19 protein-coding genes and 1 pseudogene are annotated in these 20710 nt (G+C 37.5%); 10 read left to right on the top strand and 10 right to left on the bottom strand.

Features of this window, described 5'->3' with window-relative positions; genetic code table 11:
• Positions 1-50: 50 nt before the first annotated feature.
• Positions 51-833 (bottom strand): lytic transglycosylase domain-containing protein, encoded by a 783-nt coding sequence (locus FFJ24_RS25535; protein WP_138819970.1) that lies wholly within the window; start codon positions 831-833, stop codon positions 51-53.
• A gap of 262 nt (positions 834-1095) precedes the next feature.
• Here FFJ24_RS25535 and FFJ24_RS25530 point away from each other — a divergent pair, with 262 nt between their 5' ends.
• From FFJ24_RS25530 to FFJ24_RS25515, 4 genes are all read left to right on the top strand, one after another.
• The gene (locus FFJ24_RS25530) at positions 1096-2622 is read left to right on the top strand and encodes a pseudouridine synthase (RefSeq protein ID WP_138819969.1); all 1527 of its coding nucleotides are present in this window, start codon (positions 1096-1098) and stop codon (positions 2620-2622) included.
• A gap of 191 nt (positions 2623-2813) precedes the next feature.
• A complete protein-coding gene (locus FFJ24_RS25525; RefSeq protein WP_138819967.1) occupies positions 2814-3923 on the top strand; it encodes a lactonase family protein in 1110 nt (369 codons plus the stop codon).
• Positions 3924-3941: 18 nt separating this feature from the next.
• On the top strand, positions 3942-4436 hold the full coding sequence (locus FFJ24_RS25520; RefSeq protein ID WP_138819965.1) for an SRPBCC domain-containing protein: 495 nt from the start codon (positions 3942-3944) through the stop codon (positions 4434-4436).
• A 4-nt stretch (positions 4437-4440) separates the two neighbouring features.
• Complete coding sequence (locus FFJ24_RS25515; protein ID WP_138819963.1) at positions 4441-5160, top strand: phytanoyl-CoA dioxygenase family protein; 720 nt, start codon at positions 4441-4443, stop codon at positions 5158-5160.
• 122 nt (positions 5161-5282) lie between these two features.
• On the opposite strand, the gene FFJ24_RS25510 is transcribed toward FFJ24_RS25515, so the two are convergent.
• From FFJ24_RS25510 to tilS, 4 genes are all read right to left on the bottom strand, one after another.
• On the bottom strand, positions 5283-5729 hold the full coding sequence (locus FFJ24_RS25510; protein ID WP_138819961.1) for a KTSC domain-containing protein: 447 nt from the start codon (positions 5727-5729) through the stop codon (positions 5283-5285).
• A gap of 285 nt (positions 5730-6014) precedes the next feature.
• A complete protein-coding gene (bshA, locus tag FFJ24_RS25505; protein WP_138819959.1) occupies positions 6015-7157 on the bottom strand; it encodes an N-acetyl-alpha-D-glucosaminyl L-malate synthase BshA in 1143 nt (380 codons plus the stop codon).
• Positions 7158-7349: 192 nt separating this feature from the next.
• Entirely contained in the window at positions 7350-7838 is a 489-nt protein-coding gene (locus FFJ24_RS25500; RefSeq protein WP_138819957.1) for a hypothetical protein, read from the bottom strand.
• Entirely contained in the window at positions 7839-9170 is a 1332-nt protein-coding gene (gene tilS, locus FFJ24_RS25495) for a tRNA lysidine(34) synthetase TilS (protein ID WP_138819955.1), read from the bottom strand. It abuts the gene before it with no gap.
• 65 nt (positions 9171-9235) lie between these two features.
• On the opposite strand from tilS, the gene FFJ24_RS25490 reads away from it, so the two are divergent.
• The gene (locus tag FFJ24_RS25490) at positions 9236-11671 is read left to right on the top strand and encodes an OstA-like protein (protein WP_138819953.1); all 2436 of its coding nucleotides are present in this window, start codon (positions 9236-9238) and stop codon (positions 11669-11671) included.
• Between the two features lie 130 nt (positions 11672-11801).
• Here the strand turns inward: FFJ24_RS25490 and FFJ24_RS25485 are convergent, their stop codons facing one another.
• Together FFJ24_RS25485 and FFJ24_RS25480 are read right to left on the bottom strand one after the other, a co-directional pair.
• On the bottom strand, positions 11802-12374 hold the full coding sequence (locus FFJ24_RS25485) for a non-canonical purine NTP diphosphatase (RefSeq protein ID WP_138819951.1): 573 nt from the start codon (positions 12372-12374) through the stop codon (positions 11802-11804).
• A gap of 121 nt (positions 12375-12495) precedes the next feature.
• Positions 12496-13149 carry a hypothetical protein gene (locus FFJ24_RS25480; RefSeq protein WP_138819949.1) on the bottom strand — a complete coding sequence of 218 codons (654 nt, stop codon included), beginning with the start codon at positions 13147-13149 and terminating at the stop codon, positions 12496-12498.
• A 104-nt stretch (positions 13150-13253) separates the two neighbouring features.
• On the opposite strand from FFJ24_RS25480, the gene FFJ24_RS25475 reads away from it, so the two are divergent.
• From FFJ24_RS25475 to FFJ24_RS25455, 5 genes are all read left to right on the top strand, one after another.
• Positions 13254-13841, top strand: a complete 588-nt coding sequence (locus FFJ24_RS25475) for a hypothetical protein (protein WP_246862700.1) — start codon at positions 13254-13256, stop codon at positions 13839-13841.
• Between the two features lie 53 nt (positions 13842-13894).
• Positions 13895-15253 carry a peptidylprolyl isomerase gene (locus tag FFJ24_RS25470; RefSeq protein ID WP_138819945.1) on the top strand — a complete coding sequence of 453 codons (1359 nt, stop codon included), beginning with the start codon at positions 13895-13897 and terminating at the stop codon, positions 15251-15253.
• Positions 15254-15258: 5 nt separating this feature from the next.
• On the top strand, positions 15259-16221 hold the full coding sequence (locus tag FFJ24_RS25465) for a MoxR family ATPase (protein WP_138819943.1): 963 nt from the start codon (positions 15259-15261) through the stop codon (positions 16219-16221).
• A 146-nt stretch (positions 16222-16367) separates the two neighbouring features.
• Positions 16368-16919: a DinB family protein gene (locus tag FFJ24_RS26270; protein WP_168202556.1), complete on the top strand. Its 552-nt coding sequence runs from the start codon at positions 16368-16370 to the stop codon at positions 16917-16919.
• A 258-nt stretch (positions 16920-17177) separates the two neighbouring features.
• Positions 17178-17699, top strand: a complete 522-nt coding sequence (locus tag FFJ24_RS25455; protein ID WP_138819941.1) for a tetratricopeptide repeat protein — start codon at positions 17178-17180, stop codon at positions 17697-17699.
• A 453-nt stretch (positions 17700-18152) separates the two neighbouring features.
• Here the strand turns inward: FFJ24_RS25455 and FFJ24_RS25450 are convergent, their stop codons facing one another.
• From FFJ24_RS25450 to FFJ24_RS26855, 3 genes and pseudogenes are all read right to left on the bottom strand, one after another.
• Positions 18153-19040, bottom strand: coding sequence for a glycerophosphodiester phosphodiesterase family protein (locus FFJ24_RS25450; RefSeq protein WP_138819940.1), 888 nt, complete (start codon positions 19038-19040; stop codon positions 18153-18155).
• A gap of 195 nt (positions 19041-19235) precedes the next feature.
• Positions 19236-20093 carry a DUF4440 domain-containing protein gene (locus FFJ24_RS25445; RefSeq protein ID WP_138819939.1) on the bottom strand — a complete coding sequence of 286 codons (858 nt, stop codon included), beginning with the start codon at positions 20091-20093 and terminating at the stop codon, positions 19236-19238.
• Positions 20094-20433: 340 nt separating this feature from the next.
• Positions 20434-20679: pseudogene (locus FFJ24_RS26855) on the bottom strand (endonuclease domain-containing protein).
• Between the last annotated feature and the right edge of the window lie 31 nt (positions 20680-20710).

Raw genomic sequence — 20710 nt, 5'->3', positions numbered from 1 at the left:
GATTGAAAACCGGGACGCCTTACCAAATGCTTGTCTTTATCTTAATTATATTATCCGCCGTTATAGGCCAATAACACTCTCGGTTTTGCGTAACCGTAACGTTTCGGATGTTCCATAATCTGTTTCATAGAAATTACTTTATAAACATAGCCACCGGTTTCGCGGTTAAGCCTCATTTTGTAGTAATTATCCTGATTTTGATTATTGATCTGCTTGCGTAAGCGTCCGTCGCCAACATTGTAAGCCGCAGCTACCAATGTCCAGCTTTCTAAACCTTTATACATTTCTTTAATGTATTTACAGGCTGCAATGGTCGATTTGCGCAGGTTATAGCGCTCATCAACATTTCCATTTACTCTTAATCCATAGGTACGGGCTGTGCCAGGCATAAACTGCCAGATTCCGGCTGCACCTTTTGGAGAAACCCCTTCCGCCATTCCAGATTCGACCAATGCCAAATACTTAAAATCGTTCGGGATTCCGTAAGCAGCGAGAATGGGTTCAATTACAGGAAACCATTTTGCTGCTTTTGCGTGCAGGCGGTTGGTTTGGGTATTTCCGTAAGTGTGTGCTGCAAGAATTTTTTTCATTTTGCGTTCTACCTTTTTATCGCCTAATGGCAGGGTTTCTTCCGCGAAATTCAACTGTGCCATTAAAGATTGAGGGGCTTCCTCGTTTTCTACTTTCAGGCTATCAGATTTGGGTATTGTAGTGTTTAATTTTTCTTCTTTTAAAAGACTTTTTTGTGCTAAGGGCATTTGGTAAGCGAACACTTTTGCCAAGATAAATAGTGTTGCCACTACCGCAAATGGTACGATGTGTTTCTTTAACATTTTCCTCCTTTTTTTGGTGAACTTATATAAAAACGTTGGCAAAGGTAAAAAATAATAAGCACATTATCAAACAGTTACAAGAATAAGCCCAAAAATCAGCCTTTAAAGTGCTTTAAACGTGGGTTTTAATTTTTGATTTTCAGGCAAATTTCCCTATATTAGAGGCTATTTTTTTATCTAATTTTTCAGCTGCTAAAATTGTTATGTTCATCATTTTTTCATAAATTTGCAGCCCGCATTTTTAATGCGTTAAAAGCGTATCATGATAAATAAAAACAACAGGAACAGTCGGGATGACAAGTCCAAACCAGGCAGTCGGAGAACAGAAGGCAGAAGTAGTTCGGCCGGGTCTGACAGAAAAAGATCAGACGACAAAGACAGCAAATTCAAAAAATCATCCGATTCAAAAGAAGGCTTCAGACCCAGAAGCGCAGACGGTAAAGATTTCAAATCAAAATCTTTCGGAGACAAAAAAGATTTCAAACCAAGATCAGGCGGACGTGATTTCAAATCAAAAGATTCGGAGCCACAGAGTTTTAAATTCGGCGATCGTGAGTTTAAATCTAAAGATTCAGGAGCAGAAGACCGTGGTTTTAAACCAAGAGAAGGTAAATCAAGAGATTACAAGCCAAGAACCGGCGACCGCGATTTCAAATCGAGAGAAGGTGGATCTAGAGATTACAAACCAAGAACAGGAGACAGGGATTTTAAACCAAGAGAAGGTGGTGCAAGAGATTATAAGCCAAGAACAGGAGAGCGTGATTTCAAATCTAAGGATGGAGATTCGAGAGATTTTAAACCGAGAACTGGCGACCGCGACTTTAAATCGAGGGATGGTGGATCAAGAGATTACAAACCAAGAGAGGGTGGCTATAAAGATTACAAATCAAGAGGCAAATCAGATGATTTCAAGCCAAGTGCTGGAAGTTCAAGAGATGTAAAGCCCAGAGAACCAAAGGAAGGTGATACCCGTCCGTTTAGAAAACGTGAGGAGGCACAGCCAAGAGATACAGAATTTAACCGCCCGGAGCGCACTGTTATTACTCAGGGCCGTAAAACAAACGAAGATAAAGGCTTAATCCGCCTAAACAGATATATTTCAAATGCAGGCATCTGCTCTCGTCGTAAAGCCGATGAGTTAATTATTGCAGGTATTATTACCGTAAACGGCGAAGCGGTTACCGAACTGGGACATAAAGTTGACCCTGCAAAGGATTTGGTTCGTTATAACGGCGAATTATTAAAACGCGAGAAAAAAGTTTACGTTTTATTAAACAAACCAAAAGATTACATCACCACTACCGACGATCCACAGGAACGCCGTACGGTAATGCAATTGGTTGATAAAGCCAGTCGTGAGCGTATTTACCCGGTTGGACGTTTAGATCGCAATACCACAGGCTTGTTGTTAATGACAAACGATGGTGATTTAGCCGATAAATTATCACACCCTAAAAACGGTATCACTAAAATTTACAATGTCGAACTGGATAAATCTTTATCACAAGGCGATTTAAACAAGATTGCCTTTGGTTTAGAGTTAGAAGATGGTTTGATTAAACCTGATAACATTTCTTACGTTGCAGGTGGAACCAAGAAAGAAATCGGTATCCAGATCCACAGTGGTAAAAACAGGATTGTTCGCCGTATTTTCGAACACTTAGGTTATAATGTAGAAAAATTAGACCGTGTAGTTTATGGCAATTTAACAAAGAAAGACCTGCCACGTGGCAGATGGCGCTATCTTGAAGAACATGAACTGATTCAGATTAAACATTTAATAAAATAATACATAAGGCAGCCGATTGGCTGCCTTTTTTGTTTATTGTTTTTTACCACCAGGTACACAGAGAAAAAGCACGAGGGTCACAGCGCAGGCATCCATTGAATAGTCTCTAATAATTAAGAAACATCTTCCGTGTTTTATATGCCTCCGTGACCAACTTTCTTTATATTTGTTAAAATCAATATCATCGTTTCATGAAAAAACTTAGTCCATTGCTGATACTTTCTATATTATCGACCCTTAGTTTCGCTCAAAAAACCAACTATAATTTCATTGTCGGCACCTATACTGCACCAGGAAAGAGTGAAGGGATTTATACTTACAACTTTAATGCCTTAACAGCAGCTACAAGCATAAAAAGTATTACAAAAAACACCGCTAATCCAAGTTACATAACCATTTCACCTGATAACAAATTTGTTTATGTCGTTAACGAAACCGGAGCTACCAGTACAGTAAGCGCATTTAAATATGATGCCAAAACAGGCGATTTAACTTTTTTAAACAAAGTTGACAGTCATGGTGCCGATCCCTGCTTTATTACAGTTGATGCTAAAAACGTAATTGTAGCCAATTATAGCGGTGGCAGTTTAGCGGTATTTTCACGAAAAGTTGATGGATCTTTAACAGAAGCCTTACAGATCATTAAACATACCGGAAAAAGCATCGATCCTAAAGGCAGACAGGAAAGCGCTCATGTGCACATGACAAAATTTACACCAGACCATAAATACTTAATTGTTAACGACCTGGGCGAAGATCAAACTTATATTTACAATTATAATCCAACCTCGAAAGAAAAAATATTAACGGTAAAATCGGTGCTTAAAACCAATGCAGGCACTGGCCCAAGACACATTACTTTTAGTCCGAATGGAAAATTTGCTTATTTAGCACACGAATTTAACGGCGGTATAACTGTTTTTGCTTATGCAGATGGAAGTTTGACCAAAATTCAGGAGATCGGCACAACCCCAAAAGATTTTACCGGCAAGGTTGACGGGGCAGACATCCACGTTTCTGACGATGGAAAATTCCTATACGAAACCAACCGTGGTGATGCCAATAGCATTTCTGCATTCTCTATCTTACCTAACGGAAAATTGAAATTTATTGAAACGGTAAGTACCCTGGGAAAAGGACCAAGAAATTTTACGATTGATCCAAGCGGAAAATTCTTATTGATCGGACATCAGTATACCAATGACATTGTTATTTTTAACCGCAACAAAATAACGGGTAAATTAACCGATAGTGGTAAAAGAATCGATGTTGGTGCTCCGGTTTGTTTAGTTTTTAATTAATCTGCCAAAATTTAGCCAGTGGAAAACTTCGATTGGACCAAATTCACCATCAGGATCGCCGTTAAAGCAAAACTTGAAGACATCTACAATTCCTGGACAAAGGCCAGCGAAATTGAAAAATGGTTTTTAAGTGATGCATTATTTACTGACGAGAATAAAGTTCTGCTCAATAAAACGCAGAATGCACTTAAAGGCGATCGGTATAAATGGATCTGGTACCTGTATGATGATATCGAAAACGGAACGGTAACCGAGGCAAATGGCACAGATTATTTTCAGTTTACTTTTGCAGGAGATTGCCTGGTTGAAATCAAACTCCATGAAAAATTTGAATATACCATTGTAGAATTGACTCAAAAAAACATTCCTGCAGACGACAATTCAAAGCGAAATATTCGGTTGGGTTGCCACAATGGCTGGAGTTTTTACCTCATTAATCTAAAATCGGTTTATGAAGGGGGATTAGACTTAAGAAATAAAGATAACCGCTTTAAACCCATGTTGAATAATTGAGGTAATGGATGTAACGGTTAAAGAAAGAGAAATTCAGGAATCAGGATTTTCCGTGATTGATAGCGTATTTACCGATCAGGAAATTGAAGATATTTTGTTGGCTATTAGCAGGGCAGATACTACAAAAGAGTCCTTTAGGAAATCAGACGATCTTTTTGCGATACGCAGATTTTTAAAAGAAGTTCCGGATGCTATAGACCTAATTTTCAATAAAAAACTAAAATCCATCAAACGGGAAATTTTTGGGAGAGATTATTTCCTTGTTAAATCAATCTATTTCGACAAACCCGAAACTTCGAATTGGTTTGTTTCCTATCATCAGGATTTGACTATTTCTGTTGACCAGAAAATAGAAATTCCAGGATTTGAACCCTACATTAGGAAACATGATCAGTTCGCCGTACAGCCACCGTTAAATATCCTTGAAAGTAACTTTACCATCCGCATCCACCTTGATGATACCAATGAAGAGAATGGCGCGCTAAAAGTAATTCCGAATTCGCACAGTAAAGGCATTTACCGTCCAGAAACAATCGACTGGAGCATCGAAAAAGAAGTTAGCTGTAATGTATCGCGGGGAAGCATCATGATCATGAAACCATTGCTTCTGCACAGTTCAAGCAGAACCACAAACAATCAAAAAAGAAGGGTAATCCATTTAGAATTTAGCAATCAACTACTACCAAAAGAATTGCAATGGTCTGAATACCTTGATTTTGAATAATTAACAAATTTGATTCAGGATCTTAATACCTTGATAGATAAACAAGTTCAGTATCAAAGATCGTAAAACAAAAATGGCCCCGATTTTCATTGGGACCACTTAAATATTATAAATATCGTTTATTATACTGGTTCTGCAACCCTGGCCACATTACGATACGGGAATTCATTAAAAATATGTCTACGGGCAAAACGACCAGGAGAATCGGCGTTAACCAATTTCACGTAAATTGCTTTTGGCACATCGAAATATTCGTAAGCACTTCCATCAAAAAACTGGATATTTAAAACCTGTTGTTTGTATTCAAAATCCTGAATATTCGACAATGTTGTAGTTTGCGTGTACGTTTCGATATTCTGTTCGCGAGTTTCTGGCGCAATACTTACCAGAAAATGATAAGCTTCGATAATTTCTTTACTTCTGGCTTCTGCATCTAATTTCTCTTCTTCCTGCTGAAATTTATCAGGGTGACAATCTTTCATCAATGTACGGTACACAGATTTAAGCTCTTTTAATTCAGCATTTTTATCTACACTCAAAAGCTTTCTGTAATCAACTATTTTCTTCATTTGGGATAACCTCTTTTTATTTTTGTCGAAATGATTTAGGTTTTTTTACCTTCCAAACCGTTTCAAGCTGCAAAGATACAATTTATAATCATTTGATTTTGAGAAAGTTTAATTTGTTTAATATTGCTGACACTAATCATCAACCAGGGAATTCTCTATAAAATACTTAAGTTTTTTAACCACAGATGCATACAGATAAACAAGGATTTATCATTTCTATGCATCCTTTTTATCTTCCGAAACTGGGACTGGTCGTGGTTAAAAGATAACGTAAGACTTATATTGTTAATATTTAGCTTGCAAAGAGTTTTCGATTACTTCCTTATAATAGCTAACATAAATTGGCAGGATCTTTTTCAGGTCAAAATCCTGTGCTCTTTTAAACGCATTTTCTTTAAAACGGTTAAGCGTTTCATCATCTTTTAAAATTTCAATGGCATGGGCCGCCATCGATTCTACATCACCGACATTGCTCATGTAACCACAGAAGCCGTCAATATTAAGTTCGGGTAAACCGCCAGCATTTGTGGTAATTGCCGGTACTTTACAAGCCATTGCTTCTAATGCGGCCAAACCAAAACTTTCAGATTCTGAAGGCATCAAGAAAAGATCTGAGACCGATAGAATTTCTTCTACGGCATCTTGCTTGCCTAAAAACCTTACATTTTCACAAATATTCAACGATCTGCAAAGCTGCTCATTGTAAGCACGTTCAGGTCCATCCCCTACCATTAATAGTTTTGATGGAATAACTGTTTGTACTTTTTCGAAAATCCTGATCACATCAGCCGTACGTTTCACTTTTCTGAAATTACTGGTATGGATTAAAATGCGTTCATTATTTGGTGCAATCGCTTTTTTAAAGTGTCCTTTTGCCTGTAAACTGAATCGCGAAAAATCTATAAAATTTGGTATTACCTTAATTTCTTTTGTAATCTCGAAATGGTTATAGGTATCTTCTTTCAAATCTTCTGACACCGTAGTTACACCATCGCTTTGGTTGATAGAAAAAGTAACAACAGGTTTATAGGTTGGATCTTTACCCACTAAAGTAATATCGGTACCGTGCAAAGTGGTTACTACCGGAATATGAAGGCCATAACTCGCCAAAATCTGCTTTGCCATAAAGGCTGCTGATGCATGGGGAATGGCATAATGAACGTGTAACACATCCAATTGTTCAAATCGAACAACATCTACCAGTTTGCTGGCCAGCGCGGATTCGTATGGAGCATAATCGAAAAGCGGATAATCCCTTACTGATACCTCGTGATAAAACAGATTGGAAGAAAAGAAATCGAGCCTCGCGGGCTGACTATAAGTAATAAAGTGCACCTGGTGTCCCTCGTTAGCAAGTGCTTTACCAAGTTCTGTTGCAACTACTCCACTACCGCCAAAAGTGGGGTAGCAAACAATTCCTATCTTCATCGTAAATGTATTGTTGTTACCGCAAATGTAGCCGATTTTAATCTATAATGCGTGTCGGTTTATTGCAATAATGTAATAACATGCGATTATTAATTTCCCTTCGCAATGCGACTTCATCAGATAGCTACCAGGCCAGGGCTAAAACCAGAAACAGTAATAGAAAATGGAGTAGATGGAGAATGAAAAATTAAATTATTTAAGGCCGCGCATTTCTTCTTTTAAAACAAGGAAGAGTTCATTTGGCCTCTGGGTACCAATAAAATATTCTAAGCCATCCCTATCGGTTAAAACCACTGCATCCTTACCTGATGAATAAAAACGAATCGTACCTTTTGTATGCAGGTTGTAAACCGGATTATTAAAAAAATAACGGCTGTAAGTAGCTTTACGTACATCAACAATGCTATTTAGGTCAATCTTAACCCTCTTGGTTGTCCAAAGGCCATCCAGAATCATGCTACCATTATCTACCACAATTTTATACTGAATAAGGAAAAGCAAAAGCATTGAAACACCTATGATTCCGAAGCCTACTACAAGGAAAAGATCTTGGGTATTGTCACGATCGCGCTCGTAAACATAGGCGGCAAAACAGAAAGCAGCCATAATTAGCCTGATAAAAATGCGCACATAATCACGGCCGATGTATTGTTTTTCGATGTAGGCGTATTTGCTTTCCACTTATTTAATTTTGAGTTCGAATATAGCAACTTTTTTTGTTGCTGAAGTTAATTTATATCGGTTGTCCTGACGCATACCTGCAATCCAAACAATTTCACCGTTCCCGTTAACCAGAATCGGGGTAACACTTTTTAAATGTAGCGGAACCTTCTCGTCGATAAAATAATCACTAACTTTTTTAAGATTACGCATACCCAGTGGAATAAATTTATCTCCATTTTGCCAATTTCTCAATACTAACGGAAAAATTAATTTATCAGCATTAACAAAAGCTTTGTTCAAATTCACTTCGAATTTCACCTCTTCAGTAAACGTCAATAAAACTTCATCATTGGCAAAAGCAATGCTTTCTGTTGTTGGATGGATAAATTGGTTAGCGGTAACCGTTGTGTTCTTTTCAACAATAACCAGGTCGTTTCTGTCGATAATCGCCTGATGTGTAGTGCTAAAAAAATGCGTACCACTCAGAGCCTTTAAGCTGTCTAGAATTTCCTGTATTACATTTTCATCAAAATTAAAAGGTTTAAGCAACTCGTAAAGCAATAGTTTTTGGGGGTTTAATTTAGAAATTTCATCCAGGGAAATATAAATGCCATCATTTCTTTTATTTAGAATTTCAACAGCAAGTTTCTGAACCTGAATATTTAACAAAGTCTCTAATTCCGCAAAGCGCGCAATATTTTCGGAAAATGTTTTTTCGAGATTAGGGTTGATTTCCTGCAAATGCGGTACTACCTGTAATCTGATTTTATTCCTGACATATTTTGTACTTGCATTCGAACTATCCTCTACAAAATCTAAGTTATTAACCCTTACCAACTCATCAATTTGCTGCTGGTTTAAAAAAAGCAAGGGTCTGATCAGTAAATCACGTTTAGGTAAGATACCGTGCAATCCACTTATGCCTGTGCCACGGGTAAGGTTGATGAGTACGGTTTCTACCGCATCGTTCTGGTGTTGTGCCAATGCGATGTAATCGTATCCTTCTGTACGCCTAATTTCTTCAAACCAGTTATAACGCAGATCGCGTGCGGCCATCTGGGTAGAAACTTTATTTTCGGCCGCATATTTTTTGGTATCAAAATGCGTTACATAAAAAGGTAATCCAAAATTTTTGGCCAATAATGCAACAAAACTTTCATCGCGTTGTGCTTCATTAGCCCGTAAATTAAAATTACAATGAGCCACACCAACATCAACGCCTATTGCTTTAAACAAATGCAGCATTAATACCGAATCCTTCCCCCCACTTACAGCCAAAAGAATACGATTACCCTGATCAAATAATTTTTGCTGTTCAATAAAATCCTGAAATTGGCTTAGGGGTAACATCCTTCAAAAATATTTAATTTTAACTGGTATTCCGAACGTTCGGAACAAAAAACTAACTTTGTAGTGTGCAAAAACTATTTGTCTTTTTACTCTTTCTAATCAGTCCAGTATTTTTATTCGGCCAGCAACCTGCTTCGAAGATTAAAATCGTTTCGTTTTCTAAAATAACCGGGGATGTTAAAAATAAGGTCAGCTATTTACGGAATCCGGTTTTCCAACAAGACAATGCGACCTTAACTTGCGATAGCGCTATTTTTTATAGCGAAAGAAACTATTTCGAGGCTTACAGAAGCGTTCATATCCATCAAGAAAATACAGATATCTATTCCGATCAGCTTGAATACGATGGAAATAAAAAGCAGGCGCATTTAACCGGAAATGTAGTAATGAGGGATCTAACCTCAACTCTAACCACTAATATTTTAGATTACAATACCCTCACCAAAATAGGAACCTATACCAGTGGCGGCAAAATTGTAAACAAAGAAGTAACGTTAACGAGTAAAAACGGCTATTATTTTAGTGAAAGAAACGTAGCCTACTTTAAATACGATGTGGTAGTCGTTACGCCTCAATCGGTCATAAAATCGGATACGATGAGCTATAATACCCAGGATAAATGGACCTACTTTTATGGCCCAACCAACATCAAGGGAAAAGACGATAATCTTTACACCGAAAATGGTCAGTATAATACGATGACTGAGGATGCTTTTTTCGGAAAGAAAAATCTATATACACAGGGTACCAGATCGTTAAAAGGAGATAGTTTGTACTATTATGGTAAGAAAGGTGTTGGTAAAGCGGTTAAAAACATTGTTTTCTCTGATACGAAAGATAAGATGAAAATGTTCGGTGATTTAGGCTATTACTACAAACTGGATCAACGCACATTGGTAACACGAAATGCCTACCTGGGAATAGGCACTGAAGATTCGATCATGGTGAAGAATAAAAAAAGGCCTGATAGTTTATGGATGGGTGCAGATACACTGGAAACGCAAATGGTACTGCAAAAAACCTTAAAGTTAATCCCTAAAATTTCAATCAAAGCCGATAATCAGGTTGGCGAAGACGATGAAGATACCGGCGAAAAGAAAGGAAAAGGTGAGCCAAAATTTAAACCAGAAGCTGAATCAACCCAAAAAGAAGACAAAAATAAACGTAATGCCAGAAATAGCAAGGCTGACAAAAAGAAGAAGAACAAAGGCGATGCCGAAGCAGAGGACCTGCTTAACCTGAAGGATAAAAACGTCGATAGTTTAAAATCGAAAGTAGACTCACTTAGCAAAGGACTTCCCAAGCTTAATCCAGATAGTTTGCAAAAAAGTAACCTTTTAAAGGGAAAAGCCGATTCTATTATCAAAAACCTGCCTAAACTCAAAACAGATAGTCTTGAAAAACTAGTAAACAAAACCAATTCGATTACAAAGAATGTATCGAAAACCAAAATCGATAGTTTGCAAAAAAAGATTACCGGCAAGGCTTCTCCAATTATGAAGGAAATTTCAAAAACGAAAGTCGATAGCCTTCAAAATAAGATAACAAAATCTGGCGCCAAAGATAGCTTAACAAAAGTTCTTGGAAATTTAAAAGCCGGAGCATTAAAAACAGATACGGCCAAATTTAACCCAGCCGACACAGTTCAAACGCGTATTATTAAGGCTTACCATGGTGTTAAGATTTTTAAAACGAACATACAGGCCAAAACCGATAGTCTGTTCTACACCAGTGCCGATTCTACTTTACGTTGCTACAGCAACCCGATCATCTGGTCGGAAGGTTCTCAGCAGGTTGGCGACACCATATTTGTACAGTTCAAGAATAAGAAACTCAATAATTTACAGGCATTTAGAAATGCATTTTTAGTAAATACACCAAAAGATTCGTTAAGGTTTAACCAAATAAAAGGTAGGTTGATGACGGGTTTCTTTTCCAACGGAAAATTCAAAAACCTGTATGTAGATGGTAATGCGGAGAGCATTTATTATACCCAGGATGATAGCACAAAAGTTTATAAAGAAATGAACCAAACCCTAAGCAGCAGGATAAAGTTCATCTTTAAGGATAAGGAAAATGCCATTGAGGAAATTGTTTATATCAAGGGGATAGAAGGGGCTTTGAATCCCGAAAATACGATTGCAAAGGATCATGTATTAAAAGGGTTTTCATGGAAACCCACTGAACGTCCGAAATCAAAGAAAGATGCGATAGGCTCATCAGGAAAACCCAAGCCCAAAGCAAAGGCCAAAACGGTTATGGGTAAAACTGCAGGAGGTGCGAAAGCGGCAAGCCCGGCAGTTAAACCATCAACAACGACACCTGTTGTTAAACCAAAAAGCACTTTGGGAAAAGACAGCTTAAATGTAGATAAGAAATCGCTTCAGGTTAAACCAGCTGACACAACCAACTTTGGCATTAAACCTATCCTACAAAAAAAGGACTCAGTTCAGGTGAAAAAAGATTCTGTTCAGGTAAAAAAGGTGGTTGATAAAATGTAATAAGTATGATCGTCATTTCGACTGGAGCGCAGCGGAATGGAGAAATCTTTTAATGAAAACTTCAAAGATTTCTCCACTACGGTCGAAAGGACGACCCATCATATTTTAATATTCAGTAAAGTCTATAGTTCTATCCCCTCAAAAAATCCAGCATCTTTTTTAGTGCGAGAGCCCTGTGGCTGATTTTATTCTTTTCAGCCATATCCATTTCAGCAAAAGTAATATCGTAACCATCCGGCTGAAAAATGGGATCATAACCGAAACCCTTCGAACCTGATAATATTGTTCTGATGGTACCCGCTATTGTACCTTCAAAAATATGATTTTTACCATCCTGCATTAAGGAGATCACCGTTTTAAACCTTGCTTTTCTATTGGAATTCCCCTCAAGCCTGGCCAAAACCATTTGAATATTTTCTGAGCTATCGCGGCTGCCAGAATATCGGGCAGAGTAAACGCCAGGTTCGTTATTTAAAGCTTCAACCTCCAAACCGCTATCGTCGGCAAAACAATCCAAATTAAAATGTTCAACCACATAACTGCTTTTTAAAGTTGCATTGCCTTCAAAAGTATCAGCAGTTTCAGGAATATCAACCAAACAACTAATATCTTCCAGATTTAGCACTTCATATTTACCTTCAAGTGCAGCGCGTATTTCTTCAGTTTTATGTTGGTTATTGGTAGCAAATACAAGTTTTTTCATTTTAGGAAAAGATAAATGGTGTAGGGTGTAGGGTGTAGGGTGTAGGGTGTAGGGTGTAGGGTGTAGGGTGTAGGGTGTAGGGTGTAGGGTTTGAAAGATTAACCGTGTCTTTGTTACCGACTTATTTAATTTTCTGCAGATGCCCCCAAAGTGTCTTTTTAGCGATTAAATCACTATCCAGATGATGGAGGTTTGGAGCAAAGATAATTCTGGTGGTTTCGTGGACGATGATTTCATTCTGCCAGGTAAGGTTCAGCCGCAAGTCGGCAAACTCTACTCCGAAAGACAACATAATGGCAGGTTTAAAAAACCGTTTTAATTCTACGAAATCTGTTCCCTTATAATTCGAATAATTTAGAATGGCAAAATCGGGCGTACCTAAATCTACAGCTTTAACAATTTTCCGCAACAGTTCTCTGCCTTGTTCGGTACTTACATCATGTTCACAATCATTGACTAAAATGAGTACTGATTTTTTATTTCCACCTAAAAATTTAAACGTTTTTTCAGGCACTGGTTCGGCCACAATATGCGGAATTTCAGGGCCTTGCGGATAAACTTTAGGGGGATTTGTAGGATTAATCCCAGGAATTTGCGTCGTTTCTGGCTTTAAAACAGCTTCTTCTGCCGCCTTAACAGAAACCGTTTCGACAGCCAAAACTGGCTCAGGGTCACGTAAAGGCAGAATTTCTATGCTTTCATCCTTTACCAAAAAAACTTCTTCAGTAAAAAATAAACGTAAAGCATTCGCATTGTTGGTAACCTGGTTTTCCATTTGTATTTTTGTCGGATAATAATTTCTGTTAAAATTAGTTAAATATCTTATAATAGCGTCGCTAATTGTTACTTTTATCCCTTAAAATTTATAGAGTGTTCTGCGTGAAGAAAGCTTACTGCCTATTTGTTTTTAGCTTTATTTATAGCATTTCGTTTGCACAAAACGTGGCTGTGGTAAATGGTAAATCAATAAGTGCTAAAGAATTTATGTGGGCATACAAAAAAAGCCATAATGGAAACGTTAGTGCTGCGTATGATACTTTACAGGCTTATTTAAACTTGTATATAAATTTTAAGCTTAAGGTTTTAGATGCCCGCGAAATGGGATTGGATAAAAACGCTGGTTACCAGGAAGAAGTTAAAACTTATGAGGATGCATTGGCCACACATAAAAAAGCTGGAGTCAGTAGCAAAGATCATGATTTCTTGTTGAATGAATACCGCGAAGGTGTTTTAATGTTTAATGTTTCGGAACAAAAAATATGGAACAGGGCACAGGAAGACGAGCAGGCGATAAATGAATTTTACATCAAAAACCAACAAAATTATAATAAACCTATAAACGAAGTTAGAGGAGAGGTAATTGCTGATTACCAACTTAGTTTAGAAGAAAAATGGCTAAAAAGCCTGAAACAAAAATATCAGATCAAAATTAATGAAAACGAGTTGAAAAAGCTTGCCAAATTATAACCGACCTGATCTTTTTACCATAAGTATTAAATTTGCAAAATATAATAAATAGAATGAAGAAAGTTTTTTTAGTAGCAACCGCTTTAATTTGCCTGTTTTTAAACAGTTTCGCTCAAAAGCACACGGTAGATAAAGTTGCTGCTGTTGTAGGAAATAATATTATCCTACTGTCAGATTTAAACCAACAATACACTCAATATCTTTATCAGGGAAACCAACCGAACAATGATATTAAATGTAAGATATTACAACAAACCTTAACCCAAAAGTTACTTAAACAACAGGCTGAGATCGATTCGGTAATGGTTGAGGATGGTGCGGTTGATGATGAAGTAAATAAGCGTATGCGTTACAGCATGCAACGTGCAGGTGGGCAAGAGCGTTTGGAGCAATTCCTGAACAAATCGGTTTTACAGTACAAGGATGAAATCAGACCATCAGTAAAAGATGAATTGATTGCACAGAAAATGCAGCAAAAAATTACCGAAAACATTAACGTTACGCCAATGGAGGTTGAAAAATATTTCAAATCTTTAGGCGATAGTATTCCAGAATTTAATACCGAGGTTGAGGTTGGTGAAGTAATTTTAAATCCACAGTTAACCAGAGCGGAAAAACAGAAATTCCGCGATAAAATTGAAGCCCTTCGATTAAGGGTTAAAAGTGGCGAAGATATGGGCGTTTTAGCTAAAACCTATTCTGAAGATCCAGGTTCTGCTTCAGATGGGGGTGATTATGGTTTTATCGACAGGAATACCATGGTTAAAGAATTTACAGCCTGGGCGTTTAAATTAAAAGCCGGAGAAATTTCGCCAGTATTCGAAACAGATTACGGTTTCCACTTTTTACAGGTTTTAGAGCGTAGAGGTGAGCAGGTACACGTTAGACATATTTTAATTACACCTAAAACCACACCAGAAAGTTTAACACGCTTAAAATTACATGCAGATAGTATTTACAATAACATTATCGGTAAAAAATTAAGTTTCGCTGCTGCGGCAAACCTTTATTCAGACAATAAAGAGAGTAAATACAATGGCGGTATGATGCTTAATGCTGAAAATGTTCAGGCCAGAAGTACTTTTATTCCTGTTGATAAATTAGATCCATCGGTATTTTTGGTAATCGATACTATGAAAATTGGTGGCATTTCCAAACCTGATTTATTTACTGCAGCTGATGGAAAACAAGGGTACCGTATTTTGTATTTAAAATCTAAAATTCCACCACACAAAGCAAACTTAGCTCAAGATTTCCCAAAAATCAGAGATGCCGCACAAAGTGATAAAATTAATCGTACTTTAAGCGAATGGTTTGAAAAACGTCGCGAGAGCACCTACATTAAAATCGACGATGAATTTAATACCTGTGATGAATTAAAAATCTGGACTAAAACCACAGCCGCAAAATAATACCAATGCAGTATAAGAACGAAGTAGAAGCTGTTGATGCACTTCATCAATCTTTCAACAATATAAAAGCCGAAATAAGCAAAGTAGTAGTTGGACAAGATGACATCATCAAATCTGTTTTAATCGCCATTTTTAGCAACGGACACTGTTTGTTGGTTGGCGTACCAGGCTTGGCTAAAACTTTACTTGTACAAACCGTTGCTTCCGTTTTAGACCTCGATTTTAACCGGATTCAGTTTACACCCGATCTAATGCCAAGCGATATTATTGGCGCAGAGATTTTAGGAGAAGACAGGCACTTTAAATTTATAAAAGGGCCTGTTTTTTCCAATATTATCCTTGCTGATGAGATTAACCGTACACCACCGAAAACCCAGGCAGCTTTGTTAGAAGCCATGCAGGAGAAATCGGTTACCGCAGCTGGACAGACCCATATTCTACCAAAACCATTTTTCGTTTTGGCCACACAAAACCCTATTGAACAAGAAGGAACTTATCCCCTGCCTGAAGCCCAATTAGATCGTTTCATGTTCAACATTCAATTAAATTATCCTGCCTTTGCAGATGAGTTGAACATCGTAAAAAACACCACCAGTAATAAAACCACCCAACTGCAGAAAGTTATCCATGCAGATGATATACAATATTTCCAGAAACTGATCCGCGATATTCCCATTACCGATAACGTTTTGGAATATGCTGTTAAGCTGGCTGCTAAAACCCGTCCAAACAGTGAGTTTGCTACCGATGCCGTTAATAAATACATTAGCTGGGGTGCAGGTCCGCGTGCTTCACAGTTTTTAGTATTAGGCGCAAAATGCCATGCCGCAGTAACCGGAAAATATTCTCCTGATATTGAAGATGTGAAAGCTGTAGCAGAGCCTATTTTACGTCACCGTATTGTGCGTAACTATCGTGCGGAAGCTGAAGGTTTATCAATCGAGAAAATTATTAAAGATTTATTGTAAAACTTTAGTCGTGGCGTTAACCGCCCTGATTTTAATATTGGGATCAGCGCATACTTTGCAGGAAAGATGTTAAGCTAAATTTCTCAAAACAGATTTGGATAGAAAAGTCGTCATCTCGTTCCCCGCTGCTTTGCTCTCCGCTCCAAATGACGGGAATTAAAGGGAGTTATTTACTAAATCAACTCACTGCAAACAATTATATTTGTTTAACGATGGAAGCCAATAACCTTACCGGTGCAATTGCTGCACTAATGGATGAATATAAAAAAGCAGTTGATGAGCTGATTGAAGTAATTGAACTAATCAGCCAACAGCAACTACTGAAAACCATTGAGCCAGAAAGTTCAAATACAGATTGTATTTCCATCCAAACTATTTTAACGCATGTAACTGCCTCAATGTTCAGTTATGCCGTTTATATCGAAAACTCCATCGGATTAGAAACTACCAGGCCGGAACGATTGCAATTTGATCAGGTGGCAGCCTATATTTCAAGGCTCCGGGAAGCGCTCAAATATAACGAGGACTTTTTCGCCAGAAATCCCGACATCACCATGGAAGAGTTCGATCAATCAAAAAAGATCAACACAAGGTGGGGGCAACAATACGATGTAGAACAGATGCTAGAGCATGCCATTGTTCATATTTTAAGGCATAGGAGGCAGATTAAAAATGCACTTATCAGGATGAAGAGCTGATCAATCGAAAAAATAATTTGCAATTCACTGAAAATAAATATCTTTGCATCAAATTTACAGAAATGCTACGTCAACTACATATCCAACAGTTAAGCTTTAGCCCGTCTTGTGGCATAAAGGGCTTGGGTATTGACTTAAATTTCCTTCCCAACCCTTAGCTCGGTTTTACTGTTCAACACAATAAAATCCAAATTTAAAAATCATTTATTATCCATTTGTTAAGCAAAATACCGCTTAACAAAATTAATTATATCCGTTATGGACATTTATACCACTGTAGAAGAAAAATATCTACAGGCTATTGAAGAATTGCACTGGGGCGAGCTGCCTAAAGCACTTCAATATTTTAATGAACTTATTGCCTTTGATCCTGATTACGCCAGGGGTTATTTTCAATTGGGAGATATTTATCATGAACGTTTTAAGGATTACAAAACCGCTGGTTATTATTACAAACGCTGCACCGAACTCGACGCCGATTTTCCTGAGGTTTACGAGCCTTACTTAAAGCTGGTGATTACGCTAAAAATGCATAAGCTGGTTAAACAGATTGCCGATAAAGCTTTAAGCGTTGCAGGTGTTTGCGAAGCCCACATTTATGAAAGTTTAGGTTTGCATGCAGAACAACAGCAAAATTTTACAGAGGCAGCCAACTATTTTAAAAAAGCAGAACTGTTTAATGCCGTTCAGGATGAACATGGTGCTTTACTTGAGCATCAGAACCGCATCAAAAGCAAAATGAACAGCACCAAAAAAATGGTTTACGATTTACAGGGATAAAAGGCCAGGCCTTTTATCCCTTATGCTTTTACATACAAATCGCCATTTTATCTTTTTATTTTAATTTTGTTATTATCTTTACCACACAATTACAAAGCATAAATTCTTAAATCAAAAATATTCGATATGTCAGCTCACGATTCACACGCGCCAGTTCAGCAAACTAAAGGCATTTGGGCATTACCATTAACGGCTTGGATTATTGTTTTAATCCTGCTAGTGGCTTTCACAAGACCAATTTTCCACCATGATGAAGAAACTTCTTCACATGAGAAAACTGAAGCACACCACACGGAAGCTCCTGAATCGCACCACTAGGCATTAGTAAAGATCAAAAAAAGCGCTAAAATCTGCGCTTTTTTTGTTTGATCTATCCCGCCCTCTCTATTGGTTGGTGTCACACCAATCAGCTTAGTTACTATTTATTCTGTCAGTGAGATACCAAATGTTAGGTTAGTTATTCAACTGTCCCATAATATTAGGGTAATCGGTAAGCACACCATCGACACCTAAATCCATAAAATATTTAAGCTCCTTTACCGTATTTACAGTCCAGGGAATAATTTTGATGCCCATCGCATGACAGCGGTCTACCAGACCTTTACCAACCAGAACGGAATAGGGACTATAAATAGTCGGTTTAAATCCTAATTTATCAATATAATCTTCAAAGGGTTCTTTTTCATCAATCAATAATGAAGTTTGTATTTTAGGGTATTTCTCATGCAGATATTGAAGCGTTCTCATATCAAACGATTCGATAATGACTCTTTTGCTTAATTTCCTGGCATTGATTACCTCCATAATAAGGTCTACAAACTCTGCAGGCTCAGGGTGGAATTCGTTATCGCCGTTTTTAATCGTTTTTGTTTCAATACTGTACATCGGTTTAGCCAGTTTGTGTTCTTTCACATAAGCCTCTGCAGCATCTATGGTTGCAGAGAGCAGGGGTTTGTAAGCCTTAAATTTCATCTGTCCCGGAAAACGGCTGTGCACCTTACTGCCTACATCGAACTTTTTAACCTGCTCATAGTCCATTTTGTAGATATTGAAATTCTTCTGGTCTTTTAAGGTGATGGCTTTCCCATTGGGCTGAAGCGAAATTTCGTTGTTAAAATAAGGCTCCTGCGAAAGTACCACCTGTTTATCTTTCGAAATCACGGCGTCCATTTCTAAAGTGGTAACGCCCAAATCTAATGCTTTTAGCATACCTTCGATGGTGTTTTCGGGCATAATGCCACGTGCGCCGGCTTTGCCCTGTAAATCGAACCTTTTCTTTTGTGCCGAAACGTTAAAACAAAATAAAACGAGAACGGAGAATAGAAGTAAATTTTTATGCATGATCTTTAAACGTAAAATGCGCCATTTTATTAGTGAGTTGACAACTTTAATAACCAACATAAATGGAAGTTGTAAACGCTCAAAATAGGGTATAATATTAAGCTAATCTGATCCTAACTACAGGTGAAGGTAAAATGCTAAAATGAAAAAAGGGCCTCTTTTTATAGATAGCCCTTCTTTAATTCACATTTGTATTTATCTTTCTGCAGGTACAAAAGCCTGTACAATTAAGTTCCAGCTGGCATCGGCTGCTTTTTCGTAAACGAAAACGTAGTTAAAACTTTCACGTAAATCGGCTTTGTAATCAATAGTAGCAACACCATAGGTATAAGCCAAATCACTACCGATTGCTTTATCTACCCCTGTTGTTTTCAGGTTAATTTTGCTGATCATTCCATTATAAAAAGCAATAATTTTTCCTTTTCCATCAATGGCTTCGTTACCTGGGAAAAGTAAACGTGCATCGTTGGTTAAAAAGCCGCCAAATGCTGCAATTCCATGTGTTTTTAACAAAGTATTTAATGTTTTTTCGGTAGTTAAGATAATATCCTTCCCAGCCTTAATTTCTTTTTCATTTAAGAACTTTGGAGCAAAATGATCTTTAGGTTCAATAAACTGTGGGCTAGATTTAGCTAAAGGTTTATTGCTTTCCGTTCCTAAATCAACAACTAATTTCCATCTGCCGTTTTCCGGCTTCCAGATCGATAAGTATTGACCGTATTTCTTTTCTGAAGTTCCGATTTCATACGGCCCGGTAGTGAAACCTAAATCGCCACTACGCGATACCTTTGCCAAATTTGGCGTCCATGATATCTCTTTTTCAGCATTTGCCTTACCCGCATAAAAAGTTTTAGCGTTAACAGGATTGGGCCTGAATACTAAAGTACCTGTGGTTGAATAGTCTATGTAGGCTTCTTTATCTCCATTTTTGGCAATTGACTTAGCAAAATCCTTTTCAGCATTTATTAAAGATTTGGTTGTTCCGTCGCTTTTTTGAGCAAAAGCACTTAAGGCTAAAAGTGAAGCTATTGCAGTTGAAAATAATTGTTTCATTATTAATTAAGATAATATGTTTGGCGAATATAAAATTTTCTTTAATGCACGACCTTAAAAGTAATTAACAATTACACATTAAATTCCTTATTTTCTCTTTAAATGGCTCCTAAAGCACTTCCCGATTGGTTGCTATATTTCTAATGTCATTCCGATGAGCTCTGGCAAAAAGTTTACGATTGTAGTGGTAATTGTCCATGCTAATATTCTATTTTTTAATTCCGACGATTTTGCATGCGCTGGTTTTGTATTTCCCCGCTCCCTAAGAATGGGACAGATTTTCCCTCGAGATAGCTCGTCCCCCTTGGAAAGGGGGCAAGGGGGATGATGCATTGACTTCTTATTTAGTACGAGGATGCTCCTTCTCCCACACTCCAATATAATGTTTAATCGTCCTATCTACATTTTCAATATCTTGCATTACTTCATCATCAGTAAACCGTAGGATATTAAAGCCCAACATCCTAAAAACCTTTTCTCGTATCTGATCCTTTTGAAATTGACCTTCTCATTCATGCGAAAGTCCATCAACCTCGATGACCAACTTTAAATCCTTTGAGAAAAAATCGGCTATATAATTCGCAATCGGCCGCTATCTTAAAAAAGGATATCCCAAC

The organism is Pedobacter sp. KBS0701, assembly GCF_005938645.2.
GTDB lineage: Bacteria > Bacteroidota > Bacteroidia > Sphingobacteriales > Sphingobacteriaceae > Pedobacter.
This window is presented reverse-complemented; position numbering and strand designations above follow the sequence as displayed.